Genomic DNA, 26251 nt, shown 5'->3' with positions numbered 1-26251 from the left:
CCAGCTCCTGGCTGGTGCTCACGGGTGCCTCAAGGGCCGTCAGGCACGCGTGAGCACCAGCCAGAACCCGGACACGCCGGACGGCCCTGACCTGGGCACGGCGTCGCGGGGCGGGCACCGTGGGGCGGGAGAGCATCCGGCGGGAGCCGGCGGGCTGCGCCGGCGGCCTTTTGAGCGCGGGGGCGGCGGGGTGGGCGTACGTGAGCGAAGGTGTTGGAATGACGCCATGAGTGACCGGAGTGACTACCTGGAGTTCGCACGGCGTGAGGCTCGTGGGGTGTCGGCGGCGTATGAGCGGCTCGCGACGACGGTCGCCGGGGATGACGGGCTGCTGGCGCTGATCGGGGGGCTGCCGGCGGCGAAACGGCAGCCGAACCTGCTGTTCGGGGTCGTGCGGCTGCTCGGCGGGCCCCTCGACGACGCCGGATTCCGGGAATTCGTGCTCGAACGCTGGGATGAGATCGCGGCGCAGATGCGGGTGCGGGCCACGCAGACCAACGAGATCGGGCGGTGCGCGGCGCTACTGCCCGTGCTCGCCGCGCTGCCGCAGCCCCTCGCGCTGATCGACGTCGGCGCCTCCGCCGGGCTGAACCTGTTCCCGGACCGGTACACCTACGACTACGGCGGCCGGAACGTCGGGGACAGCGGGCCGGTCGTGGCGTGCGCGGCGACCGGCCTGCCCGTGCCGCGGCGGCTGCCGGAGGTCGTGTGGCGGGCCGGCGTCGACCTGAACCCCCTGGACGTGACCGATCCGGATCACGTGGCGTGGCTGGACGCGCTGATCTGGCCGGAACACGAGCACCGGCGCGAACGACTGCGCGCGGCCATCGCGATCGCGCAGACCGACCCGCCCCGGCTGGTCCGCGGCGACGCCCTGGAGGCCGTCGCGAAACTCGCCGCCCGGGCACCCGAGGGCGCGACGCCGGTCGTCTTCCACACCTCGGTCGTCTACCAGATGCCGGACCCGGGCGCGTTCACCCGGATGATGCGCACCCTGCCCGTGCACTGGATCTCCGTCGAATCGCCGGCGCTCGTCCCGCTGCCGGGGATGCCCGCGCCGCCGTCGGACGACTACTACAACGTGCTCGCCCTGGACGGACGGCCGCTCGCCTGGGTGACCGGGCACGGGCAGCGGGTCGACTGGTTCGGCCCGCTACCATCCGGCGATGCCCTTGAACCTCGATGACCTGTCCGGGTACACCGTGACCGCGCTCGCCGCCGACCTGGACCGCTGGTTCGCCGACGAGGAGCGGGTCGACGTCGGATCCGACATCCGACCGGTGACCGATTTCCTTCAGCTGCTGCCGTCCGCCGACGCGGCCGCGCTCGCCGCCTTCGACACGCTCGTGCGCTCCGGGCGGCTCGCCCAGTTCATGGACGTGTACGACTGGTCGTACGGGTTCGACTTCGCCGCCAACGACTGCGCGGTGCACGGCGCCGAGCACGTCTGGGCGCTCGCCGCCGACGGCAGCAGCAACCTGTACGTGGTCCTGCCGGACGGGTCGATCCGGATCTGGTTCCACGAGGAGGAGACCCTGGAGGAGGGCACCGGCTTCGACAACCTGGACGTCTTCCTGTGGACGATGGTCCGGTACCGGGCGACGCTGGACGGCTCGCTCGAGCTGGCCGAGGTGGAGGACGACCTCCGCGCGCTCGGCCAGCCCGGTGTGCTCCACGCCGAACTGGGCCTGCTCGCCTCGCTCACCTGATCTTTCTTTACCGGATCGGGTGCTGGAACTCGGCGGCCAGGCTCTCCAGGTCCGGCTCGCCGAACCTGTCGACCATCCCGGTGAAGATCGCGGCCTTGTCGTCACCGAACCGGCTCACCGCGATCCCATAGGAGGCGGCCGTGACGAACCGGGGCGGGGTCGACTTGCTGTGGAACTTGTCGGCGTACATGACCAGCTCCTCCTCCCCGGTCTCGGCCAGGTAGTCGCCCGGCGGCAGCGGCAGATGCTGCCGGGCGACGTCGTCCGCGGTCAGCCCGACACCCGTGTGGTGGTTGCAGAACCGGCTCAGCCGCTCCGGGTAGCCGCGCTCGCGCAGCGCCTGGTAGCCGAGCAGCCCATGCCGGATGTAGTGCTCGTCGGCCATCAGCCGGTACACGCCGACGTCGTGCAGCAGCGCCCCGGCCCGCACGAGATCAGCGTCGAGCCGCGGTTGACCGGCGAGCAGTTGCTCGGCGATCCGGCACACGATCCGGCAGTGCGTCCACACCAGGTCGAACGCCTCCCGCGACGGCGCGAGCTCGGCGTGCAGTTCACGAAAAACTAGATCATTGACCATCGCCCCATAGGATTGCACGCCCTTTGACCAGTGCCGATCACTGCCTAACCTTCGTCCCATGACCGACGAACCACAGCAACCCGAACCCGAGAACGAGACGTACATCGAGAAGTTCTGCCGCCTCGCGGGAATCCCGGTGCCGAAACCCTTCACGCCCGAGGAGACGGCCAGGTGGCAGGCCGCGAACGAAAATGGACGGCCGCGCTAGCATCGCGGCCGTCCATTTGTCAGCTCAGCGTGTTGTCAGCTTAGCGTGCGGCGAGGGCCTTGCCGGCGGTGGTGGCCTGCTCGAAGGCGGTCGACTTCATCGCGGCGGCGGTGTCGGTGAAGGCGTCCAGGGCCGGGTTGACGCCGACCAGGGTGAACTCGCGCTCGACCACGGTCAGCTCGGCGCCCCAGACGTCGGCGAGGATGCGGCGCAGGTAGTCGGTGGCGTGGTCCCAGCCCTCGCGCGGGGTGCCCGCGCCGTACGCGCCGCCGCGGGTGGTCAGCAGCACGACCGGCTTGCCGTCGAGCAGCTTCTCGCCCTGCTCGCCGCCGGCGATGGCCAGGTCGATCCAGATCTTGACGTGCTGCGAGACGCCGAAGTTGTAGAGCGGGGCGGCGATCACCACGTGGTCGGCGGCGCGCAGCTCGGCGGCGAGGCTCTGGGCGAGCGCGACCGCGGACTTCTGGGCCTCGGTGCGCTGGTCCTCGGGGGTGTAGCCGGCGCCGACGACGGTCGCCCAGGCGTCGGCCGGCAGCGGCTCGGCTCCCAGGTGGCGCTGCACGACCGGCTCGCTGGGCAGCTCGGCGCGCCAGGCGGTGAGCACCAGTTCGGCGAGCTCGCTGCTGGCGGAGTTCGGGCCCAGGATGCTGGAGTCGATACGCAGGAGGGTCACGGGAGCTCCTCGGTTCAGGGGGGAACGGTGGTTGAATGTTCAACCCGAGACTGACACGTCGGAGTTGAATGTTCAATACCGGTAAGCTTGACCTGTGAGCGACGACACCCCCTGGCTCTCCGAGGACGAGCTGCTGGCCTGGCTGCACCTGGTCGGCGTGCTCACCACGCTGCCCGCAGCCATCGACGCCCAGCTCAAGCGGGACGCGTCGGTCAACTTCTTCGAGTACTCGATCCTCTCCGTGCTCTCGGTCCGCCCCCGCCGGTCGATGCAGATGGCCACCCTCGCCGTGCTGACCAACGGCTCCCAGTCCCGGCTCTCGCACGCGGTCAGCCGCCTGGAACGCGCCGGCTGGGTCGACCGCCGCCAGTGCCCCGGCACCGACCCGCGCCACGTCGAGGCGGTCCTCACCGACGCCGGCATGGCCAAGGTCGTCGAGATCGCCCCGGGCCACGTCCGCGAGGTCCGCCGTACCGTCATCGACCCGCTCACCAGCGAGGACGTCGCTCAGCTGCGGACCGTCTGCGAGAAGATCCTCAAGGCCACCGGACCGGCCGTCCTGGACACCATCGACGAGACCCGCCGCTGACGGCCGGGCCCGCTCAGCGCCCCCGCAGCCGGCGGTCGATCGCCCACGCGTCGGCGACCGGGCCCAGATGGGCCAGCTTCTCCGGGTTCTGGACGAAGCGGACCGCCTGGATCTCGCCGTCCAGGACGTCCAGGCCGATCGTGTGCAGGACCAGGCCGTCCGGATCCCGGACGACCGCGCCGGGCGCGCCGTTGACCTCGTGCTGCTCCAGCGTGATGCCCAGCTCGGCCATCCGGGGGAACACCGTGCCCAGCAGCCGCGCGACCTTGTCGGCACCGGCCACCACGCGGGCCAGCTGCGGGGCACGGCCACCACCGTCGCCGGCGAGGGTGACGTCGGCGGAGAGCAGCGAGCGCAGCCCGTCCACATCGCCCTCGCGCAGCGCCGCGAAGAATCGGACGGCCAGCCGGTCCTGCTCCCGGCGGTCCGCGTCGAACCGGGGACGGCCCTCGGTCATGTGCTTACGGGCGCGGACCGCGAGCTGCCGGCAGGCCGCCTCGGACCGGCCCACCGCCGCCGCGACCTCCGGGAACCCGAAGTCGAACACCTCACGCAGCACGAACACCGCCCGCTCCAGCGGACTGAGCCGTTCCAGCAGCAACAGGGCGGCCGTGGAGACCGAGTCGGCCAGCTCCGCCGACCGCTCCGGATCGGCGTACGGGTCGGTCAGCAGCGGCTCCGGGAACCACGGCCCGGTGTACTGCTCGCGCCGCACCCGCGCCGAACGCAGCACGTCGATCGCGAGCCGGGTCACCGTCGCCGACAGGAACGAGCGCACCGACCGGGGCTCGGTGGTGGACGCCTCGTATCGCAGCCAGGTCTCCTGCACGACGTCCTCGGCCTCGGTGACACTGCCCAGGATCCGGTACGCGATCGAGAACAGCAGCGCCCGCAGCGCCTGGAACTCCTCCGTCTTCCCCATGACCGCTCCTGCGCCCCTTCTCATTCTCAGAACCGGCCCCAGGCCACGAACGCGGCCAGCGCCAGATACGCCAGGTTGAGCAGGACCAGGGCGTTCTCCCCGCGCCGCCGGTGGGTGAGCGCGGCACCGACCATCAGCACGACCCAGCAGGCGGCGGTGACCGGCACCAGCACCGGAACGATACCGAGCGCGGCCGGCAGGATCAGCCCCACCGCGGCGAACAGTTCCAGGATCCCCAGCGTCCGGACGAAGGCGACGCTCACGCCCGCGGTCCAGCCCCCACCGTGCATCGCCGCCAACTTCTTCTTGGGCACGAACGTCTTCGTCACGCCGCCGAGCAGAGCCACCGTGGCCAGCGCGCCAGCGGCGATCCAGAGGACGAGGTTCATCATCAGCTCCCGGTTGTCCCGTGTGTCGTCCCCCGGTAGACGAGACAACCGGCGGCGGCTGTGACATCGGCACCTCAGGACCGCGTGAGATGCACCGCCACGGTCGCGAGTGCCGTACCGAAGAAGACCGCCCAGCCGACCAGGTTGCGCGAGCCGACGCGCAGGTGGGCGATCAGGGCACCGGTGAAGTAGAGCAGCAGCCCGGCCGCGGCGAGCGTGCCGACCAGCGGGAACCGCAGCCCGGCGAGCAGGCCGAGGGTGCCCGCGGCCAGCAGCGAGCCCAGGACCGGGACGTACCGGCGCGGGATGCCCTTGATGTCCGCCTGCGACCTCGGGTACTCGTGGCCGATCAGGTAGACGACGGCGGCGGCGCCGTTCAGGAACGCGGCGATGAGCGTGACGGTGAGATACATGCCCCGGGGACGAACCGGCGAGGCCACATGTGACGGTCGATACCGTCGGGATCATGACGGGTACGGAGATCGCGGCGCTGTTCGGCGGCGGACTGGTGGCCGGCGCGGTACTCGCCCCGGCCACCATGATCGGCGGGTTCGCCAGCGCCCGGATCGCCCGCCGGATGCCGTCACGGGTGCTGCGCTGGACCATCGTCGTTTTCGCCACCGCGGTCGCCGTGGCACCGAGGCCGACCTGACAGACTGGGCGGTATGCCCGAGATCCGCTCCGCCACCCTGCACGACGTGGCGCGGTGGGCCGGGGTCAGCAAGTCCACCGTCTCCAACGTGCTCGCCGGCACCGGCCGGGCCTCCGCCGCCACCCGCGACAAGGTGCTGACCGCGGTCGCGGAGCTCGGGTACTCCCCCAACCGGGCCGCCCGCCAGCTGCGCACCCGGCGCACCGGCACGGTCGGCGTCTACGTGCCGGGGATACCGTCCACGTCCGAGTACTACATGCGGTTCGTCTTCGGCGCGATGGAGCAGCTCTCCGCCCAGGGCCGCGACATGGTCATCCTCAGCGGCGCCGACCGGGGCGCGCTGCCCCTGATGGACGGCGTGATCCTCTCCGACCCCGACGAGACCGACGCGGCCGCGGTGGCCCTGCTCGCCTCCGGCCTCCCGGTGGTCAGTTTCGAGCGACCGTACGGCCCCCGGATGACCCGGCCGGCGGTCGTCCTGTGGTGCGATCACCGCCGGGCGCTGCGCACCGTGCTCGACCAGATGTGGACGGCGGGCGGGCGCCGTCCGGCGTTGATGATCCCGCCGGAGACCGGGGACTGGACGGCCCAGCTGGGTGACGCGTACCGGGAATGGTGTGGTCTTCACGCGGTGCCCCCGGCGGTGGTCTCCATCGACTGGATCCCGGCCGGCCCACAGATCGCCGAGGCCACCGACCGGCTGCTCACCGAGGACCCGGCGGTCGACGCCCTGTTCTGCGGCCCGGTCGACACGGCCCCCGCGGTGCTGCCGGCCCTCGCGAGACACGGCCGGACGGCCGGCGGCGACTTCCTGCTCGCGACCGGCACCGAGTCGACGTCGGCGAGGCTGGGCCAGCCGCCGATCACCGCGATCGACATCGGCCCCCTGGAGGCCGGGCGGCGCTGCGTGGCCCTGCTCGACCAGCTCCTGGCGGGCACGGCCGACGGCGAGATCGAGCACCCGGTCCACGTCCACCTGCGCGACTCCACCCGCCTGGCACGCGGCCGGGATGCCGGCCGGACCACGTGACGCAGGCGTTCCCGGGCGATCGCGGACCGCTGCGCAGGAAGTGCGGTCCGCGATCGCCCGGGACATTCCCGAGAAGTCTGGCACCGCGGCCTGGTTGGTCTGCGCGGTGAGGTTACGACGCGCAGGTCGGGGCGACCCGGTAACCTCCCTGATAGCCCCCCGTTACGGACGCCAGCGACGTCTGCGGAACGACACCGCCCGGTTTCACCCCCGGGGCACGGCTGCAATCCGAAGGGGGACGGCATGACAAACGCAACCGAGACGGACGCTGGCGCTCAGGCCTCGCCGGCCGTGCTCGCGACGATCGTCGCCCACCTGCACGAGATCGGTGTGCACGTCGATCGCATGGACGAGGACGGCTGGTGGATACATCGCGGTCGTGACGGGCACGAATTGTTCGTCTACCTGACAGAGGCCGAGGCCCAAGCCTTCGCCGCCCTTCCCGAGAAGGACGAAGCCGGCTACCAGGGATGGGGCACCTCGGCCGCCGAAGCCTACTTCTCGGTCCGCCTGGTCAATGTGGAAGAAGAACTCACCTGCGGTGAAGGGCTACCACGCTTCCTCGTCTTCGACGACGGCGATCTCATCATCGCCGGCAAGCCCGACCGCGTCCTCCCCGCGGACCTCGAACCCGGCGAATACGGCTGGTTCGCCTTTCCGCCCTAGATCAACTGCTTGGCGGCGGGACGAGGCGCCCCGGGCGGCCCGGCAACCGGTCAAGCCCGGCGCGGACCGCGCCGGGGCCGGGAGCTACAGGCCACGGCGGGCCAGTTCGTCCTCGACGTGGTCGCCGGCCTCGGTCAGCGAGTCACCGGCGTCGAGGCGGTGCTGATAGAACAGCTCGATCTCCGGGCGGATCTCCTCGTACCGGCGTTCCCACGTCTGCGCGTCGGCGCGCCAGTACCCGACCGACGTCACCCGGTCGCGGGACAGGCCGTGCACGTCGCGCCAGAGGGTGCGGGCCTTGCGGGCGTCGCCGCACTCGCCGGCGAACCAGACGTACCCGCGGCCCGGCGGTGGCGTGAAGGCGCGCATCCGGTCGAACAGCGAACCGGTGGACGCCGGCAGCGGGACGTCCGGGTAGGAGCCGTCGGCCAGGACCGTGATCGGGGCCGGGCCGGTGTGCTGCCGCAGGGTGCGGGCGATCGCGGGCAGGCCGGTCTCGTCGGCGGCCAGCACGATCCAGTCCGTGTCGGCGGGTGGGCGGTACCAGGCGCGCTGGCGCCACAGGACGATGCCGTCGCCCGGTTTCGCCCGTTCGGCCCAGGTGGAGGCGACGCCGTGGCCGTGCCGGACGAAGTCGACGGTCAGCGTCTCGCCGTCGGCGGCGCGGATCGTGTAGTTCCGGCCGATCGGGGCGTCGGGGAGGCCGTGGTAACCCCAGGCGCCGTTCGTGAACGTCATCGCCGGTGGTGCGGACTCGCCGGGGCGGGGGAAGTAGAGGGTCACCGACTCGTCGGGGACGCCGAGCGTACGGTAGGAGGGAACGGAGAGGGTGACGCGCGTGAAGTGCGCGCCCAGCGCGGTGGCCGCGAGGACCTCGCCGGTCCAGGCGCCGGGGCCGTCGCTGGTGTCGGTGTCGCTGGTGTCGGTGGCGCTCATGCGGAGAACGCCGAGGTGGTGGCCGGGTCGCCGTCGGCGGCCGCGGCGAGCGCCGGGACGATCGTGTCGATGACGTACGGCAGGCTCAGCACGCTGGAGAACGAGAACGCGCCGTTGGCCTCGGTGCCCAGGAAGACGTCGCGGCCCTCGGTGTGCACGGCCCGGGACGTGTAGAGCGAGTCGGCGAGCAGCTTGGTGATCAGGTCGTCGCCGGCGGCCTCGGACCAGACGGCGACCTTCACGTCGAGCAGGTCGAAGCGTTCCTTGCTGATCACGAAGTACTCGTTGGCGTTGTCGGTCAGCGTGCCCACCTCGTCGGCCATCGTCAGGCCCAGGCTGAGCAGCACCTTGGAGCCGGTCGCGTTCGGGCTGAAGATGTAGAACTGGCCCTCGAAGCCGGAGGCGAAGACCGTGGAAGCGCCCTTGAGCTGCGGGTACTTCGCGGCCGCGTCGGTGAGGCGCTTCTCCAGGTCGGTCACCATCGTCTCGGCCTCGGTGCTCTTGCCGAGGACCTTCCCGGCGGTACGGGTCATCTGCTGCCAGGTGACCGCCCACTGGTCGTCGGCGTCCGGCTGCGCCACGGTCGGGGCGATCTTGGCGAGGGTGTCGTACTGCTCCTGGGTGAGGCCGGCGGACATGCCGACGATCACGTCCGGGTCGAGCGCCAGGATCGCCTCGAAGTCGAGGTCGGCGCGGGGCAGCACGGTCGGCGTCGCGGTGCCCAGGTAGGACTGCGCCCACGGCCAGGTCGCCGAGGGCATGTCGCCGTACCAGTCCCGGATCGCGACCGGGACGGTGCCGAGCGCGAGGTAGTAGTCCTGTTCCTTGTAGCCGATCACGACGATCCGCTCGGGCGACGTCTCGAGCACGGTGGAGCCGAAGGCGTGGTCGATCGTCACCGGGAAACCGGTGGCGGCGGAGGCGGACGCGGCGGGCTCCTCCTCGGTGTCGCAGGCGGTGACGGTGGCGAAGAGAGCGACGGTGGCGAGCGCGCCGAAAGCGCGCCGGCTGATTCCGGACATGGCTGTTCCCTGGGGGTGATCATGGAGCATCGGTGCGGTTAGGCTAGCCTAACCTTCGAAAAGATGGAACGTTCCACCAGGATGGACCACCCCATGACGCTCACTCCCCGGTGGCTGCCCGCCGGGCTGGCCGGGTGCGCGCTGCTGCTGGCCGCGATGGCCACCGCCAGCCTCGCGATCGGCGCCGTCGACCTGCCGCTGCACGCCGTACGGGAACAACTCGCCACCCACGACGGCATCGTCTGGAAGGTCCGCGTCCCCCGCACCGTGCTCGGGCTCTGCGTCGGCGCGGCCCTCGGCGTCGCCGGGGCACTCATGCAGGCACTCACCCGCAACCCCCTCGCTGACCCGGGCCTGCTCGGCGTCAACGCGGGCGCGGCCGCCGCCGTGGTCCTCGGCATCGTCGCCGGCGCACCCGAGAGCACCCGCCTCGTCTCCGCCCTGCTCGGCGCGGCCCTCGCCGCCGGGGTCGTCGTCGCGCTCCGCGGCAACCTGGTGCTGGCCGGCGCCGCGGTCACCGCCTGCCTCACCGGACTGGTCGCCGGGCTCACCATGACCAGCCAGGACGCCTTCGACCACTACCGGTTCTGGGTCGTCGGCACCCTCGCCGACCAGCCCCTCGACGCGCTCACCCCGGCCGCCCCGATCCTGCTCGCCGGGCTGGCCATCGCCCTCGCCGTCGGCCGGTCCCTCGACGTGATCGCGCTCGGCGACGACAGCGGGGCCGCCCTCGGTGCCGACCCGGACCGGACCCGCGCGTGGGGGCTGCTCGGCGTCACCCTGCTCTGCGGAGCGGCCACCGCGCTGGTCGGGCCGATCGGGTTCCTCGGGCTCGCCGTACCGCACGCCGCCCGGCTGATCTGCGGCCCCCGGATCCGGTGGATCGTCGGCTACAGCCTGGCGCTGGGCCCCCTGGTCCTGCTCGCCGCGGACATCGCCGGGCGCGTCGCCGCCCGGCCCGGCGAGATCGAGGTCGCCATCCTGATGGGCGTCATCGGCGCCCCGGTCTTCATCGCCCTGGTGCGCAGCCGATGAACCGCATCCTGATCCTGGCCGCGACGACGCTCGCCCTGGTCGCGCTCGCCCTGTCGACCGGGACCTTCTCCGTCGACCTGCTCTCCGTGCTCACCGGACACGCCGACCGGCGGACCGTGTTCGTCCTGGTCGACCTCCGGCTCCCCCGCATCGGCCTGGCCCTCGCCGTCGGGGCCGCGCTCGGCGCCGCCGGGGCACTGTTCCAGAGTGTCACCCGCAACCCCCTGGGCAGCCCGGACGTCGTCGGCTTCACCAGCGGCGCGGCCACCGGCGCGCTGACCGCGATCCTGCTGCTGCCCGAGGGCACCCTCTCGGCCGGCGCCGGCGCGGTCCTCGGCGGCCTGGCCGTCGCGGTCGTCTCGCTGCTGCTCGGCGGCACCGGGAACAAACTCATCCTGATCGGGATCGGACTCGCGGCGCTGCTCACCGCGGTCAACGCGTTCCTGCTGACCCGGGCCGACATCGTCGACGCGCAGAACGCCGCGGTCTGGCTGGTCGGCAGCCTCAACGGGCGCGGCGGCCACCTCGGCGTCACCGCGGCGGCCGTCGCGCTGCTGCTGGTCCCGGCGCTGCTCTGCGCCCGGGGACTGCGCGTACTGGAAATCGGTGACGACAAGGCCGCGTCGCTCGGCCTGAGCCCGGCCCGGCAGCGCCTCGCGACCATCACCGTCGGCGTCGGGCTCACCGCGGCCGGCGTCGCGGCGGCCGGGCCGATCGCGTTCGTGGCGCTCGCCGCGCCCCAACTCGCCCGGCGCGTCACCCGGGCACCCGCACCGGCCGTCCTGGTCGCCGCGCTGGTCGGGGCGACCCTGCTGCTCGCCGCCGACCTGCTCGCCCAGCGGGTGACGGTCCCGGTCGGCGCGATGACCGGTTTCCTCGGGGGGATCTATCTCGCCGGGGTCCTCGCGCGACGCCGGATTCGGGCATGATGGATCGATGATCGGTACGTTACGGGCGGTGGCACTCGACACCGCGGACATCAGGGGCCTGGCCGACTTCTACCTCGCCCTCGGCGGGTGGAGCGAGCGGTACGCCGACGACGACTGGATCTCCCTCGATGCCGGGAACGGCTGGCGGATCGCCATGCAGCTCAGCCCGGACCACGTGCCGCCGCGCTGGCCGGACCCGGCCCACCCGCAGCAGGCCCACCTGGACCTGCGGGTCCCGGACCTGACGGCCGCCGCGGGCCGGGCCGTCGCACTCGGCGCGTCGGTGCTGCGCGAGAACGAGCGCTGGCACACCCTGGCCGATCCCGCCGGGCACCCGTTCGACCTGTGTATCGGGGACACCGCCGCGCTGGCGGGCGTGATGCTCGACTGCCCCGACGCCGCGGCGCTGAGCCGGTTCTACGCCGAACTGCTCGGCAAGCCGGTCACCTACGAGGGCGACGGGATGGCGATGATCGGCGAGGAGGGCGCGCAACCGCTGATGTTCCAGCAGGTCGCCGACTACCGGGCGCCGCGCTGGCCGGACCCGGCGTACCCGCAGCAGATCCACATCGACGTCACCGTCGACGACGTCGAGGTCGCCGAGCCCGCGGCGCTGAAGCTGGGCGCGACCTTCCTGGACTCCGCCGGCGACAACTGGCGCGTCTACGCCGACCCGGCCGGCAAGCCGTTCTGCCTGTGCTGGGACTGACCGGCATGCGGGCCAGCGTCGTCTGGTGGGACCTGACCGGTTCCGACCAGACCATCGAAACCTTGCGGGCGTACGTCCACGACGAATCCGTCGCCGCGTTCTCCCAGGTCCCCGGGCTCGCCTTCAAGATGTGGATCTCCGACCCGGAGAGCAACCGCTGGGGCGCCGTCCTGCTGTGGGAGTCCGCCGAGGCCGCCCGGCAGCCGCTGCCCAGCCGGGCGCTCGAGCTCATCGGCCACCCACCGATGCTCGCCGAGGGTTTCGACGTCGACGCCACGTTCTTCGGGGGTGCGCGTGGAACCGCTGCTTGACGGGGTCGCCGAGACGCTGCTCTGGCCGCTGCGCAGCCGGGCGTGGCAGTCCCGGCGCCCGCGATCGGGGTTCCACGACCCGCTCTCGGAGAAGCTGCACGACACGATCACCTACGACTACCGCCGTTTCGGCCGCCCCGGCCCGGCCCACGCGGTGCGCGCCGCGATCCTCGACCGGGAGATCCGGGCCTACCTCGCCGGGCATCCCCGGGCCACGGTGGTCGCGCTCGGCGAGGGGCTGCAGACGACCTACTGGCGGCTGGGCCGGCCGGACGTACCCTGGCTCACCGTCGACCTCCCGGAGGTGCAGGAGCTGCGCGCCCGGTTCCTGCCCGCCGAACCGGGGATGACCGCGTACGCCGGCTCCGCCCTCGACCGCGCCTGGCTGGACCTGGTCGACCCGGCGCACGGCGTCTTCCTCTCCGCCGAGGGCCTGTTCATGTACCTCGACCCGGACGCGGTCTTCGCCCTGATCGCCGACTGCGCCGCCCGTTTCCCCGGCGGCGCGCTCTTCTTCGACTCGATCCCGGCCTGGCTGAGCGCCCGGCCCCGCCGGCTCAGCGCCGACTACACCGCGCCGCCCATGCCGTTCAGCCTCTCGGTCAGCCAGGCACTCGCCCTGCCGACGCGCATCCCCGGCGTGGCCACCGCCACCGACCTCAAGGCACCGGCCTCCCGCCTGCTGACCGCCCTCGCCGACAGCCGCGTCCTGCGCGACCGACGCCCCAGCATGACCCTTCTCAACTTCAACCCCGCCCTTTCCTGTACGAGTTGAGATCACGCGGTCCCGGGTTGCCCTAGATTAGGCATATGTCTGATCCGATGCTGGACATCCGCGCGCTGCGCTCCGACTGGGCCGAGCCGGACGGTGTGCTCGCCAACTACGTGTCCCTCACGGATAAGCTGGTCGAACCGGTCGACCCGGGCACCCCGTTCACGCTGACCGTCGGCGGCCTCGTCGTCGACGGCGACCTGATCCCACAGTGGCAGTGGTTCGCCGAGCTCAGCGAGCTGAACGACCACGAGGACGCGTACTACGTGGGCATGGCCGAGTACGTGAAGGAACAGTCCGACCTGGCCCACGCCGCGGTGAAGAGCCGCGACATCGGCGAGGAGATCTCGTACCGGCAGTACCAGGCGATCGCCGAGCCGACCCGCTACATCCACCTGCGCGGCGCCCGCATCTCCCGCCCCGGCATGATCGAGGGCGTCCCGGGCCGCCTGTGGCGCGGCCGCCTGCGCGACGTCTCCGGCTGGACCCCGGGCCGCGCCGACGCCTGACCGGCTGCGGCTCTCATCGTGAACCTCCCCGGCGGTGCCGATGCCCCTCCGGCTACGCCGCCTCGACGATGTCGCCGGTGTCCGGCAGGCCCCGCTCCTGGAGGCCGTCGCGGCCGTGGACCCGGTAGTCGCGGAACAGGATCGGCACGCCGGTGGCGGCGAACGGGTCGGCGTCGGTCATGACCTGCAGGTGCACGTGTGGCTGGGTCGAGTTGCCGGAGTTCCCGCACCGGCCCAGCGGCTCACCGGCGCTCACCCGGTCGCCCTCGCGCACGGCCACGGTGCCCCGGCGCAGGTGGGCCACGACCAGGTACGGCCCGTCGTCGGCGAGCGCGAGGACCACGTGATTGCCGGCGAGCCCCCGCGCACCCTGGCGGGCCCGGGATGCCTGGGTCAGCGCGTACCCGAGACGGCTGGGGAAGGAACGGCGGGCCACCAGATCCGGCACACCGTCCAGCACCGACACCACCCGGCCGGCGGCGGGCGCGAGAACAGGCCGGCCGAAGGCGTAGAACCGCTCGACGGGCTCGGCACTCAGCACCGTCCGCCAGTCCCGGACCGTCGCGGTCCGGCCGCCCCGAACCGCGACGAAGTCGATGGCGTGACCGGCCCCGAAGGCGTGCGTGCCATGACTCGGCACCCGGCGAGCGGGACTGTTCTCCACGATCCAGCTCCCCCGGAACGGCAGGATCAGCTCCACCGGCCGCATCGACATGCCTCCAGGATGTCCCTCCCCCGCAACCCCAGTGGGGAACCGACGGTCCTGCACGACGAGCCGGTGACCGCGAGCGCGGTCACCGGCATCCTCGATCATCTTGTCCGGCTGGCCCGGCGCGCGCCCAACAGGAATGCGGGGTCTCGGTCGATGTTGTGCCGGTCGCGGTCGTAGCGGCGGGTGGTGCGCGGATCCGCGTGCCCCATGGCGTCCTGGACGTCTTCGAGGGGGACGCCCACTTCACGGGCGCCGGTGGCGAAGGCGTGCCGCAACGAGTGCGGCGACAGCCGACCCGCCGCGGCGATGCCTGCCGTGCTCGCCAGCCGGCGGATGGTCAGGAACACGTTGGGTTCGGCGAGCCGGCCGTCGCCGTCGGTGCCGGTGGTCGCGAACAGCGGCCCGGTCAGCCGGTTGACGCCGATGTTGGCGACGGTCGCGCGTTCGGTGAGGTACTCGTCGAGGGCCTGCAGGGTGTGGGCCGGCAGCGGCCGTTCGCGGAGCAGGTTGCCTTTGCCGCGGTAGCGCAGGGTACGGTGCCCGGCGTTGTGGCTGAGGTCGTCGAGGTCACGGTCGAGGGCTTCGCTGATACGCAGGCCGAGATCGGCGAGCAGCCGTAGCAGTGCCCGGTCACGGAGTGCGGCCAGGTAGCGGGTTCGGCCGGTCGGTGTGCGGGCCGCAGCCGGGGCCCGGTCGGCGACCTGAGCGTCCGCGGCGGCCAGGAGCGCGTCGACCTCGGACAGGGTCAGCCCGGCAGTCGGCGAGGTGTGCTGGTTGACCTTGGGCCGCCTGACCGTGGCGACCGGGTTGTGCCGCAGCAGCCCGTCGCTGTTGGCGATCAGGTGCGTGTACCAACTGGCCACCGCGGCCAGTGCCCGGGCGACGGTGCTGGCCGCGGCGGGACGGCCGTTGTGGCTGTGCAGTTCGCGCCAGGTCCGGAACTGACCCAGGTCGGTGGGCCGGGCGCTCAACGGATCCAGGCGTTCGGTGGCGCACCAGTGCAGGAAGGTGGTGAGATCGCGGCCGTAGGCCTTCTCGGTGTGCTGCGACTCGACCTCCAACAGCCAGGCCGCGGTCAGCCGGCGCACCCCGTAGCGTGATCCGTCGTCGGGAGGCAGTCCGGGCAGGGCCGCGACCAGTTCGGCGACGCGCCGCATCCGGTCGGTCAGCGCCGACGCGGTGGTCTGCCCGGGCAGCCTCACCTCCCGCGCCGCCGGCTGCAGATCGGTCACGGCCGGCCTCCTGCCACCGGCGTCCGGAGTGCTGGACGACGGACGCCGGGCGCCGCTCGATTCGTCAGTGATTCGGCCATCAGATGTCGGCTGGTCTCTCTGTGGAGAAGGTGGACACGGGACAACATCGATTCTCGTGGCCGGGACGGCGGGCTGGGGGAACGCCGCGGCGACACGCCATGAGCATAGGGCCAGATGCAGCGGCCAGCTCTGGCCGCACGGCGCCCTCGGGCAGGACCGCGTTAGGGGTGGCAGCTGTCCGGTCCCGTTGTATCTGATAGGGGCAGAACAGGATCGTCAGCTTTTCTGTCGATAAGGCGAGTTGGCTTACCCATCTCGGTTGGCCGTTGCTGTCCGGAGTTGCTTCAGCCACTCCATGCCGAGTCGGCGGCCGTCGGGGAACTGGTCGTCGCGATCCCAGCGCCATGTTGTGATCATCGCCAGTATGAGGGCTCGGCAATCTCGGAGCAGTTGGTGATCGGCGCCCGGGTAGTGGTCCCCGACGTCGTCGGGCGCGTGGGCCAGGTCGAACTCGATCGGCCCGCGGCAGCACGTCTCGAAGTCGATGAACAGCGGGCCGGTCCGGGTTGAGATCAGGTTGCCGGGATGGGGTTCGCCATGCAGGAGCTGCTCGGGCCGGCCGCTTTCAGTGACCGCTCGACGCATGCGGTCCAACACACTGGCGAGGAACACCCGGTCCGAGGCAGCCAGTCCTGGCGTTCGGGCGTGGTCGGCCACCAGCGTCTGGGCCACGGAAACCCGGTCCGTGAAGTGTGGGATCGGCAAGTCGATCTCGCGCATTCCGGCGTGCAGACGCTCGAGCGCGGTCACGTATTCCGCGTTGGAGATCGGCTGAGTAGTCACCGGTTCGTAGTAGGTCCAGAGGGTGACCACGTAGTCGCCTCGGATAAAGACCTGAGGCGATTCGAGCGCGGCCACCGGGCTCCCGGCCGTGGCCAGCCGCTGAGCGACATCCACTTCAAGCTGGGCGCATTGGTGCGCGGCCGGAGCCACCCGGGCGAGCACCTCACAGGGCTGCAAACGCAGGGTGAGCGTGTTGGAGTTGTGCAGGACAGCGGCGTCGTCGGCGGTTAGGCCGAGAAAAGTGGCGCTCGATATAGCTGCCCGTGTTGCCCGCTCAGTCTCATATGTCTGCATCGGAGCACCGTAGTTCAGTGTTCGTGGCGTAGCAGCCGTATTTCGGCGTCCGGTTCGCGGTCGACCTTTGTCGAGCTGGGTTCATCGGATCGTTCGAACTTTCCAACTTTCCATCCGACGGTTGCTCCGCCGTGCCTGATAGGGGCGAAATCGGGTTGGTCGCTGCTGAGGCGTGTGCGTCGGTCATCGGGGTCGATCCAGTCGTGGAGCGGGTTGCGATGACTGGCGTCCAGTCGGAGGGGATCATCCACCCGAGTCGTCGCCCGAGGAGTGCGTATGCCTTCGCGCGGCGGCCCGGGTTGTAGACGTCGTCTAGCCATTGGCGTGTGACAAGAAGGCTCGCCGCCGCGATGACTTCCGGGTAGAACGCCGCATGCAAAGCAGCGTCCTCGCTGTGGAAGCGGTCTCTCTCGGGACGCAGCTTTCTGAGACGGACCTCGTGCTCGTCAGCGAGCTGCCTGCCGTGCATGTAGTCCTTGTCCCAGACCTGCCACCGACGCCGATCTTCTTATCAGATCTGGTGGGCCGTTTGTCAGACCGGTGGTGTTGGATGCCCTGTGAATGTCAGTGAATGTGCCATCGGGTGTCAGCATTCCTTGTTCCTGGCTCTGTTGAGGAGTCGGCTGGCCGGAACGAAATGTTTCGACCCGGTGTTCCGCTCGCGATCGTCTCTCGGCCCGTGGCTGGGGCCCGGTTCCGGTTTCACCGGACTCAGCCGTTGAGCTTGTCTCCTACAGGCTCGTAGAGCATCTGGACACGTATGAGGTCGGCGATCGTTGATGCGATGGCCCAGTCGTCTGGGTCGAGCCGTGTCAGAAGGGTCGCTAGGTGGTCCGCAATGCGCGGATTATCACGGAGCGATGGTAGTTCGGCTGCATGTGTGGTTACCGGGCCTTCGATGACTGGGACACGGCTTTCGCCGACGGCGGTCACTCGGATAGTGCCGAGCACGCGCATGATGGTTCGCCAGGTCTTCTCGTCTTGCGCGTCGTAGTCCTCGGGCAGAGCGTCATCGTCCGCGCTGAGGTAATCGGCAACGGTGCGGTACTTCGGCGTGGACTGCTCGGGGAGTTTGCTGATGTTGGCCCGGATCTGTTCCCACGTGCTGTAGTGCGTGGTGATGGCTTTGGCGTGGTCGGGGCCGACCCGTTGTCGCCAGTTGCTTCCGGCGAGTCGGCTGAGGGCTGGGAGTGCGCCGGTGTTCCGGGCCCAGAGGATCATCATCATCACGGCGGTGATGCGTAGTGGGGGTTCGGCCTGCAGGCTGCTCTTCGCGGCGTCTGCGATGTAGGCGGTGAGTTCCCGGCTTCCTGACCTGCTGACGCGTTCCAGCTCGACGGCGGCTTCGGGTGTATGGCCGGTGGGTGGGCTTTGCAGGGCGCCGACGGCTTTCTGGACGAGTCGGCGCTCGACGCGGGGAGACGGGGCGGCGAAGTGGTCGTCGAGCAGATCCAGGGCCAGGCCGGCTGCGGGATGTAGATAGAGCGCGAGGTAGCTGGTGGTGTCGAGGTCCTCCAGCATGTTCAGGAGTTCGTCGACCAGGTGGTTGCGGTCGCGAGCGAGTCTGCCGGCTGCCAGGAGCAGGGTGTTGCGCCAGTGCCCGGCCATCGCGATCACGGCGAGGCCGGGGACGATTCGGGTGTCGGGCCCGGTCGTGAGGGCTCGGGCGGCCATCAGTTCCTGGAGGCTTCGGACGTCGAATCCGACGTCGTCGGTGTGTTTGGGCACGAGCAGGACCAGTCGGTTGGTCGCTGCGATGGCGATCTGGGTGGCCAGGCCGTCGACTTGCGCGGTGGGGTGGTCCTCCTGTTCGAGGATTTGCCGGGCGAGGCCTTCTACGTCGCTGCGAGCGATCGCGGCGTCGGCTTTTCCGCTGTGTTCGGCGTCGATCTGGAGCATGAGTCCGACGCGTTCGTGAAGTTGATCGATGGTGCGGCGGTGCCGTTCCAGTAGCTGGGCGGTGGGGGTGCGTTTGTTCATCTCGCGGCTGTAGATGGTCTCGTAGTAGGCGGCGAACAGGCTGTACCGGTCTTGGGGTGCCCGGGCGCTGCCTTCGAGCAGCAACGACATGATCGTGACTTGCAGGGGTGTCACCATCAGGCGGGCGGTAAGCCGGTCCCGTGCAGCTTCGGCCACCCGGGCGGTGACGTTGGTGCGGGCGTCGGGGTCGTCGGCGAGCCGGACGTCGGCGATCTTCCGCGCGAATGTTTCCGCTTCGTCGCTGGTCAGCAGGTGTAGATGTAGGTGCTGGTAGTGGTCGGCGGTGAACTCGGCGTTGTATCCCTGGGGTCGTGTGGTGGCGACGATCAGCAGGTCGGCATCGACGGCGGCGGCGTCGACGAGGAAGTCGTTGATCCTGTCGATCATCGCCTCGCGTACCTGTGGTGCGACCACCTCGTCGAAGCCGTCGAGGACGAGCAGCCAGGGCCACGACCCGAGCCAGGTCTTGAGGTGTGGCGCCGTGATGGTGTCGGTTCCGCGGGCGGTGATCCGGTCGGCCAGGTGCCGCAGGATCGACGTCTGCGGTGATCCGCCGAGGACGTCGGCGTAGGCGCTGAGGTCGAGGCGCAGCGGCCACCGGCGGTTCGTCATGGCCGGCAAGGCGTCGCCGGTGAGATGGGGTTGCATTGCGGTGACGACTGCGCTGGCTTGCGGGCCGATCGCGCGAAGGTCTTCGATCAGGTTGGCGCGATAGAGCTGGCACAGCAACTGGCCGACGGTGGTCTTGCCCTGGCCTGGCCCGCCGACCAGGACCTGATGTGGTGACGGGCCGGCGTGGATGCTGGGCCGCAGCGACTGGTTCCCGAGTGCGATCAGGTGGTGGAGAACGTTGATCGGCGTGGGCGTCTGCGTGCTGTTCGGTGGTGCGGATGCGGTCAGGTCGACGCCTACCTGTGCCAGTTGCAGTTTGTCGTTGGTGCGTGATCCGGATTCGCCGAGCCGGACCCACTGCTCGGCGATCAGTTCTTTGGCGGCGTGCTGGTGCAGGGCGGCAGCGAGGTCGAGGTTCTGGCCGCGCAGGGTGTCGTGCAGTTGGGTGAGGACATCCCCGGCGGTGAGGAAGCCCGCGTACTTCTCCGCGATCTTCGGATGGTCGTCGAGGAGACGGCAGACGTGGGAGTAGTGCCAGACGGCGTAGTCGCGCAGCGGGAGCTTGTCGGCGAACTCGGCGAAGACCTCGTCCATGGCGTCGACGCCATGGCCCGGTACGGCGGACAGGACCACATTGGTGATGAACAGCAGGTTGTTCGGTTTGGGCTGACGGTTCTTGCGTGTGTCGATCCAGTCGGCGAGTTCGGTCCGGATCTGGCTGCGCAGCCATGTCGCGTTTGCCTGGGCGGATTCGGCCCGGTTGTGGAACTTGGCCAGCGCGACGGTGTAGCCCGTCCAGCCCAGTCCTTCGGCGACACCGAAGGAGCGTGAGGTGGTCAGTTCCCGGCCGCCGTCGCGACCGGCCCCGTAGATCTTCACGTTCGCCGGGCCCGCGATCGCCATCAGTAAGGCCTGGCTCAGGTGCTCGAACTCGGTGGACCCCAGGTTGTTCAACGGATAGTCGCCCACAGAGTCCACCTTGTCGTACAGTCCGTCGCGCTCTGCGATGGACCGATCGTAGGGGCGGCGCCCCGTCTGCGGTTGTGCTGACACGGTTGTCGCCCGGGCCGGGGACATCCGTTGCCCTACGCCGGAAGCGCGGGTGAGATGGAAGTCGATGCTGACGGGCACCGGAGGGGGTTCTGTTGGCTGCTTTCGGTGGGGCGGATCGATATAGCCACGTTGTCGCGTTGGTCGCCGGCTATCCGGCTCTGCCGCTCGACGGGCCGCAGTCTGACGTGCGTCGGCGGACCGTGTCGTGGCTGTTGGCCGTCCGATCGGCGAACACCGCGAAGGCGTATGGGCATGATCTGGGCCTGTTCCTGCGCTGGTGTCAGCAGCGCCAGGTCGACCCGTTGACGGCTCGCCCCCGTGATCTGATCGGCTTCCGGGCCTGGCGTGAGCTGGGAGGCCCAGGTGGCCGGCCGGTAAAGGACACCACCGTCGCCCGGACGCTCTGCTCGGTCTCGAGCTGGTACGCCTATCTACTGGTGGCCGGCGTGTCGGTGATTGTCGGTAATCCGGTGGCGAGTACGCCGCGCCCGTACGTGAATTCGTTGGTCGCGAGTTCGGTCGGCTGTACTCCCATGGAGGTCGATCTGCTGCTCGCGGAGGCCGACGCCTACGCAGTGGAGTGCACGCGGCGTTGGCTTGACTCGCCCACCGCGTTCTGGCTCCATCGGAGGATGGCGGCGCTGCGTGACCGGGCGTTGTTGTGGCTGCTGGCCGAGTTGGGGCTGCGTCTCGGCGAGGCGCTCGGCCGTGATGTCGCCGACGTGTCCACCCTTGAGGGCCGGCGGGTCCTGCGGTGTCCTGGCCGGGGCGGCCTGCTGCGGGACCGGCCGTTGCCGGCGGGCACCGTCGTAGCCTTGGACGACTATCTGGCTGCTCGAGCAGCCGCAGCCCGGGTCGACGTCGGGCAACTCGGTGGCCTGCTGTTCACCTGCTTCCATCCCGATGGAAGCAGGAAAGCGCTCAGCCAGGTCGACGTGTTGATGACGGTCCGGCGCGTGGCCAGAAAGGCCGGTATCGCCACCGCGGACACGATGTCGGCGCACACACTGCGGCACACGTTCGCCGCGACCGCCCGCGCCGAGGGCGTCGCTCTGCTGGACGTTCAAGAGGCGATGGGGCATGCCGATCCTCGATCCACCCGCCGCTACATGCCGTCCGGATACGAGCTGAACCGTGATCCGGCGCTGACGTTGAGCGCTCGGCGCGACGCCCGCCGCTCGGCAGCTGTCCAGCGGGAGGGGGCCGTCCCCCGCGCCGGTGACATGCGTTGACGTCCCTGCACTCCTTCGATGGGATGGAGGTCGATCCCAGTAAGCCACCCGGCTGCGGGAGGCCATGATTGCGCGTCCCACCAGCGAGCAGTGGACTGCCGCTCTGCAGCAACTCCGGCAAGCCCGCGACACCGGAGGATGCTTCACAGCGATGATCCGGCTCGCTGCTGATGGCCTTGGTGTCACCGAGCGAACGGTGTGGCGGCGGCTGGCGGCACCTGCGTCCCAGGCGCGCTCACGGTTCCAGCTGTCGCAGACCGACCGCGACGCCTTCGTCGACTTCCGCGGCAACGTGAAAGCCGTGCACCGGGCCCGGACCGCAGCCCTCGCCGGCCTGACGACGGTGGCCGGTGTTCCCATCGACGACGAATTCGTGCAGGGCTGGTCCGGATCAGCGCCGGTATCGCTGCGCACCTTATGCCGAGCCTTCGCCGCCGAGCTCACCCCGGCGGCGGTCGCGGCCGCCGCCAGCGGGGATCGGGCGCGCCGCGACAAGCTGGTCTACCTGCGCCGCCGCGGCGTCCACCGCAACCAGGTGTGGGAAGGCGACCACAAGAACCTGCCGATCCTGGTGTTGCCACCACGCGGCCCGGCGACCACCCCGTGGGTCACCATGTTCGTCGACGACGCCTCACGGGTCATCGTGGGCTGGGCAATCGCCCTGACGCCGCACGCCGGCACCGTGCTGACCGCGTTGCGGATGGGCATGCTGCCGGAAGACGGCGGCCCAGCCAGTGGGGTGCCCGGCCTGCTACGCCTCGACGGTGGGATGGAATTCGCCGCCGACGCGGTGCGCGCGGCAGCGAACACCCTCAGCATCGAGATCGACCAGCAGCCCGCCTATCACGCCAACGGCAAAGGCAAGATCGAACGCGCGAACCGCACCGTCGACCAGATCCTGCTCAGCATGCTGCCCGGCTTCACCGAAGGGCCCCGCGACCTTGACGGGCGGCTGTCCGGGCCCGTCGATGACCGGTCCGCGGCCCGCACCGGCTACGAGCAGGCAGCCGCCGGCGGTGCCGGCCCGGCAGAGCTTCCTTTGCGGCTCAGCGTGTTTGTCGAACGGTTCGCCGCGTGGGTGACCTGGTACAACACCGAGCACGTCCACACCGGGGTCGGTGGGCGGACACCCGCCGAGGCATGGACCGCCGATCCCACCCCGTTGCGGGTGGTTCCCGAACAGCATCTGCGTCACCTGCTGCTGGCCGACGCGGACCGCACCATCCAGGCCGACGGGATCCATTTCCGCAACCTGGTCTTCATGTGCCCGGCAGGTCTGCTGCGCGAGCGCCGCAGCCAGCGGGTCCAGTTGCGGTACATGCCGCACGACGACCGGTTCGTGCACGTCTACCTCGACGGCAACTACCTGACCACCTGCTATCCGGACAACGCGCTCTCCGACGAGCAGACCGAGCAGTTCTACGCCGCGGCGCGTGCTGCCGAGCGGGCTGCGGCGGCCGAAAAACGGTCGGCCCGCCGCCGCGGTCGCCGCCGGCTGGCGGCGCTGACCGGTGATGACGCACCGGTCGAGCAGTCCCGGCTGATCAGCCCGGCCGATGTCGCAGCTCTCTCAGCCGCGACGGTCGGCACCGGCACGCAGGCCGTGGCGCGGCGTGCCGTGTCGACCAGCCTGCTCGGTATCGGCCCGGCGGTTGCGTTTGACGAGCCGGTCCTGCTCGACGACGTACTCTCTTCAGCCGGCATGGTGGTGGCCGACAGCGACGGTGAGCCGTGGTGACCCGGCGACCGCCCGAGGCCGGGCCGCCAGGATCCCGCCGGATCTCGACCCCGCAACTGCAGATGGCCCGGCACGTCGTCACCGACACTGCCGAGCATCTGGCTGTCGGTGTCATCCACGGTGTCGCCGGGCTCGGCAAGACCTTCGCCACCCGTACCTGCACCGCGGCGCTGGCCGCTCGAACCCGCCCCGCCGACCGGATCGAGGTCATCACCGTCGCGTTCCCGGCCCGGCCGACCATGCGGCTGCTGGCTGATCTCCTCCTGCAGACGCTCACCGGCAGCCCGCCCGGCCGCCGGGACAACCGGTTCTATCTGACCGCCGCCCTGGTAGGTGAACTCGCCCGGATTCCTCGCCTGGTGGTGGTCGACGAGGCGCAACGGCTGCCCGAGGAATGCATTGAACTGTTGCGCTACCTGCATGACCACGACGAGACCGTGTTCGGTTTGCTGTATGTCGGCGGCAACGGCTGCTGGGAAGTGCTATCCCGCCAGCCGATGCTGCGTTCCCGGGTCTGGCGCCGGCAGAACTTCACCCCGATGCGGCGTGCCGACATACCGACCGTGATGCGCTCCTACCATCGGCTTTACGCCGATACCGACGACGACCTGCTGCACTACATCGACGACCAGTTCGCCCACGGGATCTGGCGTAACTGGGCACTGTTCTCCTCCACCGCCCACCTGATCGCCAAACGGGCCCGCCGCACCAGCCTCGACCAGGAGATCATCGACAACGCGTTCGCGCTGCACGCCGGCGGTACCGATGCCAGATGACTCCCGTCACCCGGCGACCGTCATCATCCGTGACCCGGACGACCTGCCCGGCACCGCGAGGCTGCTCACGGACCTCCACGATGACGCCGGCGGTGTGCTCGTGGTGCGTGCCGCACCGGGAACGGTAAATCGGCAGGAACTGGCCTTGGCCGTGCTCGCCGCCCTCGGCAAGCAACTCAACACCCGACCGGCCGAGCCTGCCCACCGGTGGTGGAACCTCGCTCAGGCATGGACCGTCGGCCATCGCATCCAGCACCTGGTCGTCGACCGAGCCCACACTCTGCCCGTGGAACTGATCCGCGAACTGCGTGCGCTTGCCGGCGCGGCGAACGCCACCGTCTGGTTCGTCGACGCCCACCCGTCCGGCACCGTACCAGCGCTGGCCGGGCTGCCCGGTGCGCAGACAGGCAACATCGACAACCTGCACGAATTCGCCCGTGCGGGCCGCAGCACAGCCCAGCCCTCGGATCAACGCACCCGGCAGGTCCCGGCAATGACCATGCCGTGCGCCGGGTTCCTCACCTTCCGCTACGCCTGCCAGCGGCAACTGCCGGCCGACCGTGTCCGTCAGGTCGACGATGCTTGGCTGGCCGCGTTCGGCAGCGCCCAGTCCTGGCTGCTGCGTTGTTATCCCTACGACGAGACCATCCGGCCCGCCGCCGCGCAGATCCGGGCGGCTCTGCCAGCGATCAGCGCGGCCCTCAGCGCCCGGCTCGCCGAACAGCTCTACACCGCCGGCAACCAGGCGACCGCGCTACTGCGGCTGCGGGCAACCGAGGCAGCCGTGTTCCGGCACGGGCTACTGATGCGCCACCAGCCGCGACGCGCGGGCGGGCACGAACACCTGCTCCGATGTCCGCTCACCCCTGTTCTGGCCGCCCTCATCAACCGCACCGTGTCCACCAACGCGGCGGCCGCCGCCGCCCTGCACCTGATCTATCCCATCATCAGCGCCGATCAGCGGCATCTGGGTGAACCACGGTCGTGGCGGGTCGGCAACGTGGACGTCGACGGCAGCCGCCTGCTGACCGACTACGGTGCCATCCCGGTGCCGGCCGATGCGCAACCTGTTCTCCGAGCGCACCTGCACACTCTGCACGCTGACCGGCGTGCCGCACCCGACGCCGCGCTGATCGACCAGCACCGCCACAGCTTGACCGATCTCATCGAGCAGGTCCTGGCCCCGTTGAATCTCGTCGCGTCGACCAGCCCGCCGGTGTACGGCATCCGTGGCACCTACCTCTACGGGCACGCCACCGCGTGGATGGCCGACCGCGGGCTGTCCCTGCACTCGCTTGCCGACCTCACCCCGCCCAGCGACTTCCCCGTGGCCCTGCCGTGACCACGCCTCCTTCCACCTTCGGCCGCGATCTGCTCGCCCACGCTCGCGCCAACGGCGTGACCAGCAGCGAAGTCGCCGCCCTGCTGGCCCTGCCCGTCGCCGCCGTCGCCGCGCTCACCGGCCCGGACGACCTCGACCATCACAGCGCCGCGACCCTGCGCGTCTTCGCCGGGCGGCTCGGACTGCCTTGGCCGGAGTGGCTCACCACCGGCCCCGGGTCCTCGCGGCCGGTTCCGGACCACCATCGAGACCCGGCCCGGGTTCACGCCGTCCTTGCCTACGCCTTCGGCCACGGCCTGCAGCCCAGCGAGATCGCCCACATCCTGCAGTGGACCATCGACCGGGTACAGGCTGCCCTCCTGGCGTTGGCCAGCCGCGTTCGTCCGGGTGGCGGGACCCGGGTGCACTTCGACGGCACCACGGCCGTCCTCGAACTCGCTCCCGGCGCGCTCGACGACACCATCCGCCACCGGCTGCGTCAGGTGTTGCAGGTCTACGGGCTCGAACCCGACCCGAAGGTCCTGCACCTGCTCTACACGGTCATCGGCATGCACGGCGACGGACCCTCATGGCTGTACGACAACCAGGGCCTTCTCGACGAAGCTATCGACCACCGCCTGCTCGTCCAGGACACCCAACCGGCCGACGGCACGCGTACGAACCTCCGGCTGCACCCCGACGTGCAGTACGGCCTCGCCATCACCCAGTACCGATATCCACCGGAACCGCCCGCCGATGCGGAACCACACGACGGCTGAATCCAGCGCAGGCCGAACGT

29 protein-coding genes are annotated in these 26251 nt (G+C 70.5%); 18 read left to right on the top strand and 11 right to left on the bottom strand.

The window, feature by feature from the left end; genetic code table 11:
• Positions 1–226 precede the first annotated feature (226 nt).
• Entirely contained in the window at positions 227–1186 is a 960-nt protein-coding gene (locus AB0M08_RS34020; RefSeq protein ID WP_364502419.1) for a DUF2332 domain-containing protein, read from the top strand.
• Complete coding sequence (locus AB0M08_RS34015) at positions 1167–1709, top strand: hypothetical protein (RefSeq protein WP_364502416.1); 543 nt, start codon at positions 1167–1169, stop codon at positions 1707–1709. Before AB0M08_RS34020 ends, AB0M08_RS34015 begins: the two co-directional genes overlap by 20 nt.
• A gap of 7 nt (positions 1710–1716) precedes the next feature.
• On the opposite strand, the gene AB0M08_RS34010 is transcribed toward AB0M08_RS34015, so the two are convergent.
• Positions 1717–2286, bottom strand: a complete 570-nt coding sequence (locus AB0M08_RS34010) for an HD domain-containing protein (RefSeq protein WP_364502413.1) — start codon at positions 2284–2286, stop codon at positions 1717–1719.
• Between the two features lie 58 nt (positions 2287–2344).
• Here AB0M08_RS34010 and AB0M08_RS34005 point away from each other — a divergent pair, with 58 nt between their 5' ends.
• A complete protein-coding gene (locus AB0M08_RS34005; RefSeq protein ID WP_364502411.1) occupies positions 2345–2494 on the top strand; it encodes a hypothetical protein in 150 nt (49 codons plus the stop codon).
• A 40-nt stretch (positions 2495–2534) separates the two neighbouring features.
• Here AB0M08_RS34005 and AB0M08_RS34000 read toward each other — a convergent pair whose 3' ends face one another.
• A complete protein-coding gene (locus tag AB0M08_RS34000) occupies positions 2535–3167 on the bottom strand; it encodes an NAD(P)H-dependent oxidoreductase (protein ID WP_364502408.1) in 633 nt (210 codons plus the stop codon).
• Between the two features lie 94 nt (positions 3168–3261).
• Here AB0M08_RS34000 and AB0M08_RS33995 point away from each other — a divergent pair, with 94 nt between their 5' ends.
• Entirely contained in the window at positions 3262–3756 is a 495-nt protein-coding gene (locus AB0M08_RS33995) for a MarR family transcriptional regulator (RefSeq protein WP_364502406.1), read from the top strand.
• A gap of 13 nt (positions 3757–3769) precedes the next feature.
• On the opposite strand, the gene AB0M08_RS33990 is transcribed toward AB0M08_RS33995, so the two are convergent.
• From AB0M08_RS33990 to AB0M08_RS33980, 3 genes are all read right to left on the bottom strand, one after another.
• Complete coding sequence (locus AB0M08_RS33990) at positions 3770–4678, bottom strand: RNA polymerase sigma-70 factor (RefSeq protein WP_364502404.1); 909 nt, start codon at positions 4676–4678, stop codon at positions 3770–3772.
• Positions 4679–4704: 26 nt separating this feature from the next.
• Positions 4705–5067 (bottom strand): DoxX family protein, encoded by a 363-nt coding sequence (locus AB0M08_RS33985; protein ID WP_364502401.1) that lies wholly within the window; start codon positions 5065–5067, stop codon positions 4705–4707.
• A gap of 74 nt (positions 5068–5141) precedes the next feature.
• A complete protein-coding gene (locus tag AB0M08_RS33980; protein WP_364502399.1) occupies positions 5142–5480 on the bottom strand; it encodes a DoxX family protein in 339 nt (112 codons plus the stop codon).
• A gap of 53 nt (positions 5481–5533) precedes the next feature.
• Here AB0M08_RS33980 and AB0M08_RS33975 point away from each other — a divergent pair, with 53 nt between their 5' ends.
• From AB0M08_RS33975 to AB0M08_RS33965, 3 genes are all read left to right on the top strand, one after another.
• Positions 5534–5719 (top strand): hypothetical protein, encoded by a 186-nt coding sequence (locus AB0M08_RS33975; protein ID WP_364502397.1) that lies wholly within the window; start codon positions 5534–5536, stop codon positions 5717–5719.
• A gap of 13 nt (positions 5720–5732) precedes the next feature.
• A complete protein-coding gene (locus AB0M08_RS33970; RefSeq protein WP_364502395.1) occupies positions 5733–6749 on the top strand; it encodes a LacI family DNA-binding transcriptional regulator in 1017 nt (338 codons plus the stop codon).
• Positions 6750–6992: 243 nt separating this feature from the next.
• On the top strand, positions 6993–7415 hold the full coding sequence (locus tag AB0M08_RS33965) for a hypothetical protein (protein ID WP_364502392.1): 423 nt from the start codon (positions 6993–6995) through the stop codon (positions 7413–7415).
• An 84-nt stretch (positions 7416–7499) separates the two neighbouring features.
• On the opposite strand, the gene AB0M08_RS33960 is transcribed toward AB0M08_RS33965, so the two are convergent.
• Positions 7500–8351 (bottom strand): siderophore-interacting protein, encoded by an 852-nt coding sequence (locus tag AB0M08_RS33960; protein WP_364502390.1) that lies wholly within the window; start codon positions 8349–8351, stop codon positions 7500–7502.
• On the bottom strand, positions 8348–9373 hold the full coding sequence (locus tag AB0M08_RS33955) for an ABC transporter substrate-binding protein (protein WP_364502387.1): 1026 nt from the start codon (positions 9371–9373) through the stop codon (positions 8348–8350). The genes AB0M08_RS33960 and AB0M08_RS33955 overlap by 4 nt, the downstream gene beginning before the upstream one ends.
• A 93-nt stretch (positions 9374–9466) precedes the next feature.
• On the opposite strand from AB0M08_RS33955, the gene AB0M08_RS33950 reads away from it, so the two are divergent.
• From AB0M08_RS33950 to AB0M08_RS33925, 6 genes are read left to right on the top strand one after another with little or no spacing between them, the layout of a single operon-like run.
• Positions 9467–10408 carry an iron chelate uptake ABC transporter family permease subunit gene (locus tag AB0M08_RS33950; protein WP_364502385.1) on the top strand — a complete coding sequence of 314 codons (942 nt, stop codon included), beginning with the start codon at positions 9467–9469 and terminating at the stop codon, positions 10406–10408.
• Entirely contained in the window at positions 10405–11337 is a 933-nt protein-coding gene (locus AB0M08_RS33945) for an iron chelate uptake ABC transporter family permease subunit (RefSeq protein WP_364502382.1), read from the top strand. The genes AB0M08_RS33950 and AB0M08_RS33945 overlap by 4 nt, the downstream gene beginning before the upstream one ends.
• A gap of 7 nt (positions 11338–11344) precedes the next feature.
• Positions 11345–12046, top strand: a complete 702-nt coding sequence (locus AB0M08_RS33940; RefSeq protein ID WP_364502379.1) for a VOC family protein — start codon at positions 11345–11347, stop codon at positions 12044–12046.
• A complete protein-coding gene (locus AB0M08_RS33935; RefSeq protein WP_364502376.1) occupies positions 12034–12357 on the top strand; it encodes a hypothetical protein in 324 nt (107 codons plus the stop codon). The genes AB0M08_RS33940 and AB0M08_RS33935 overlap by 13 nt, the downstream gene beginning before the upstream one ends.
• On the top strand, positions 12341–13132 hold the full coding sequence (locus tag AB0M08_RS33930) for a class I SAM-dependent methyltransferase (protein ID WP_364502374.1): 792 nt from the start codon (positions 12341–12343) through the stop codon (positions 13130–13132). The genes AB0M08_RS33935 and AB0M08_RS33930 overlap by 17 nt, the downstream gene beginning before the upstream one ends.
• Positions 13133–13167: 35 nt before the next feature.
• The gene (locus AB0M08_RS33925) at positions 13168–13638 is read left to right on the top strand and encodes a hypothetical protein (protein ID WP_364502371.1); all 471 of its coding nucleotides are present in this window, start codon (positions 13168–13170) and stop codon (positions 13636–13638) included.
• A gap of 52 nt (positions 13639–13690) precedes the next feature.
• On the opposite strand, the gene AB0M08_RS33920 is transcribed toward AB0M08_RS33925, so the two are convergent.
• From AB0M08_RS33920 to AB0M08_RS33905, 4 genes are all read right to left on the bottom strand, one after another.
• Positions 13691–14353 (bottom strand): M23 family metallopeptidase, encoded by a 663-nt coding sequence (locus AB0M08_RS33920; RefSeq protein ID WP_364502368.1) that lies wholly within the window; start codon positions 14351–14353, stop codon positions 13691–13693.
• A gap of 95 nt (positions 14354–14448) precedes the next feature.
• On the bottom strand, positions 14449–15582 hold the full coding sequence (locus AB0M08_RS33915) for a tyrosine-type recombinase/integrase (RefSeq protein ID WP_364502365.1): 1134 nt from the start codon (positions 15580–15582) through the stop codon (positions 14449–14451).
• Between the two features lie 327 nt (positions 15583–15909).
• Positions 15910–16740 carry an aminoglycoside phosphotransferase family protein gene (locus tag AB0M08_RS33910; protein ID WP_364502362.1) on the bottom strand — a complete coding sequence of 277 codons (831 nt, stop codon included), beginning with the start codon at positions 16738–16740 and terminating at the stop codon, positions 15910–15912.
• A 711-nt stretch (positions 16741–17451) separates the two neighbouring features.
• Positions 17452–20301 (bottom strand): hypothetical protein, encoded by a 2850-nt coding sequence (locus AB0M08_RS33905; RefSeq protein ID WP_364502359.1) that lies wholly within the window; start codon positions 20299–20301, stop codon positions 17452–17454.
• A gap of 221 nt (positions 20302–20522) precedes the next feature.
• On the opposite strand from AB0M08_RS33905, the gene AB0M08_RS33900 reads away from it, so the two are divergent.
• The 5 genes from AB0M08_RS33900 to AB0M08_RS33880 all read left to right on the top strand — a co-directional run bounded on the left by AB0M08_RS33900 (position 20523) and on the right by AB0M08_RS33880 (position 26231).
• Entirely contained in the window at positions 20523–21617 is a 1095-nt protein-coding gene (locus AB0M08_RS33900; RefSeq protein WP_364502356.1) for a tyrosine-type recombinase/integrase, read from the top strand.
• A gap of 151 nt (positions 21618–21768) precedes the next feature.
• Positions 21769–23355 (top strand): Mu transposase C-terminal domain-containing protein, encoded by a 1587-nt coding sequence (locus AB0M08_RS33895; protein ID WP_364502353.1) that lies wholly within the window; start codon positions 21769–21771, stop codon positions 23353–23355.
• 62 nt (positions 23356–23417) lie between these two features.
• Complete coding sequence (locus AB0M08_RS33890; RefSeq protein ID WP_364502350.1) at positions 23418–24131, top strand: ATP-binding protein; 714 nt, start codon at positions 23418–23420, stop codon at positions 24129–24131.
• Positions 24132–24231: 100 nt separating this feature from the next.
• Positions 24232–25473, top strand: a complete 1242-nt coding sequence (locus tag AB0M08_RS33885) for a hypothetical protein (RefSeq protein WP_364502347.1) — start codon at positions 24232–24234, stop codon at positions 25471–25473.
• Positions 25470–26231 carry a hypothetical protein gene (locus AB0M08_RS33880; protein ID WP_364502344.1) on the top strand — a complete coding sequence of 254 codons (762 nt, stop codon included), beginning with the start codon at positions 25470–25472 and terminating at the stop codon, positions 26229–26231. The genes AB0M08_RS33885 and AB0M08_RS33880 overlap by 4 nt, the downstream gene beginning before the upstream one ends.
• Positions 26232–26251: the final 20 nt, after the last annotated feature.

Origin of the sequence: Actinoplanes sp. NPDC051851, assembly GCF_040681165.1 — a bacterium.
Taxonomy (GTDB): domain Bacteria; phylum Actinomycetota; class Actinomycetes; order Mycobacteriales; family Micromonosporaceae; genus Actinoplanes.
This window is presented reverse-complemented; position numbering and strand designations above follow the sequence as displayed.

What these genes read in the sequence shown, in the direction of transcription:
- AB0M08_RS34020 (WP_364502419.1), top strand. Translation starts at nt 227, where the DNA reads ATGAGTGACCGGAGTGACTACCTGGAGTTCGCACGGCGTGAGGCTCGT.
- AB0M08_RS34015 (WP_364502416.1), top strand. Translation starts at nt 1,167, where the DNA reads ATGCCCTTGAACCTCGATGACCTGTCCGGGTACACCGTGACCGCGCTC.
- AB0M08_RS34010 (WP_364502413.1), bottom strand. Translation starts at nt 2,286, where the DNA reads ATGGTCAATGATCTAGTTTTTCGTGAACTGCACGCCGAGCTCGCGCCG.
- AB0M08_RS34005 (WP_364502411.1), top strand. Translation starts at nt 2,345, where the DNA reads ATGACCGACGAACCACAGCAACCCGAACCCGAGAACGAGACGTACATC.
- AB0M08_RS33990 (WP_364502404.1), bottom strand. Translation starts at nt 4,678, where the DNA reads ATGGGGAAGACGGAGGAGTTCCAGGCGCTGCGGGCGCTGCTGTTCTCG.
- AB0M08_RS33985 (WP_364502401.1), bottom strand. Translation starts at nt 5,067, where the DNA reads ATGAACCTCGTCCTCTGGATCGCCGCTGGCGCGCTGGCCACGGTGGCT.
- AB0M08_RS33980 (WP_364502399.1), bottom strand. Translation starts at nt 5,480, where the DNA reads ATGTATCTCACCGTCACGCTCATCGCCGCGTTCCTGAACGGCGCCGCC.
- AB0M08_RS33975 (WP_364502397.1), top strand. Translation starts at nt 5,534, where the DNA reads ATGACGGGTACGGAGATCGCGGCGCTGTTCGGCGGCGGACTGGTGGCC.
- AB0M08_RS33970 (WP_364502395.1), top strand. Translation starts at nt 5,733, where the DNA reads ATGCCCGAGATCCGCTCCGCCACCCTGCACGACGTGGCGCGGTGGGCC.
- AB0M08_RS33965 (WP_364502392.1), top strand. Translation starts at nt 6,993, where the DNA reads ATGACAAACGCAACCGAGACGGACGCTGGCGCTCAGGCCTCGCCGGCC.
- AB0M08_RS33960 (WP_364502390.1), bottom strand. Translation starts at nt 8,351, where the DNA reads ATGAGCGCCACCGACACCAGCGACACCGACACCAGCGACGGCCCCGGC.
- AB0M08_RS33955 (WP_364502387.1), bottom strand. Translation starts at nt 9,373, where the DNA reads ATGTCCGGAATCAGCCGGCGCGCTTTCGGCGCGCTCGCCACCGTCGCT.
- AB0M08_RS33950 (WP_364502385.1), top strand. Translation starts at nt 9,467, where the DNA reads ATGACGCTCACTCCCCGGTGGCTGCCCGCCGGGCTGGCCGGGTGCGCG.
- AB0M08_RS33945 (WP_364502382.1), top strand. Translation starts at nt 10,405, where the DNA reads ATGAACCGCATCCTGATCCTGGCCGCGACGACGCTCGCCCTGGTCGCG.
- AB0M08_RS33940 (WP_364502379.1), top strand. Translation starts at nt 11,345, where the DNA reads ATGATCGGTACGTTACGGGCGGTGGCACTCGACACCGCGGACATCAGG.
- AB0M08_RS33925 (WP_364502371.1), top strand. Translation starts at nt 13,168, where the DNA reads ATGTCTGATCCGATGCTGGACATCCGCGCGCTGCGCTCCGACTGGGCC.
- AB0M08_RS33920 (WP_364502368.1), bottom strand. Translation starts at nt 14,353, where the DNA reads ATGTCGATGCGGCCGGTGGAGCTGATCCTGCCGTTCCGGGGGAGCTGG.
- AB0M08_RS33910 (WP_364502362.1), bottom strand. Translation starts at nt 16,740, where the DNA reads ATGCAGACATATGAGACTGAGCGGGCAACACGGGCAGCTATATCGAGC.
- AB0M08_RS33895 (WP_364502353.1), top strand. Translation starts at nt 21,769, where the DNA reads ATGATCCGGCTCGCTGCTGATGGCCTTGGTGTCACCGAGCGAACGGTG.
- AB0M08_RS33890 (WP_364502350.1), top strand. Translation starts at nt 23,418, where the DNA reads ATGGCCCGGCACGTCGTCACCGACACTGCCGAGCATCTGGCTGTCGGT.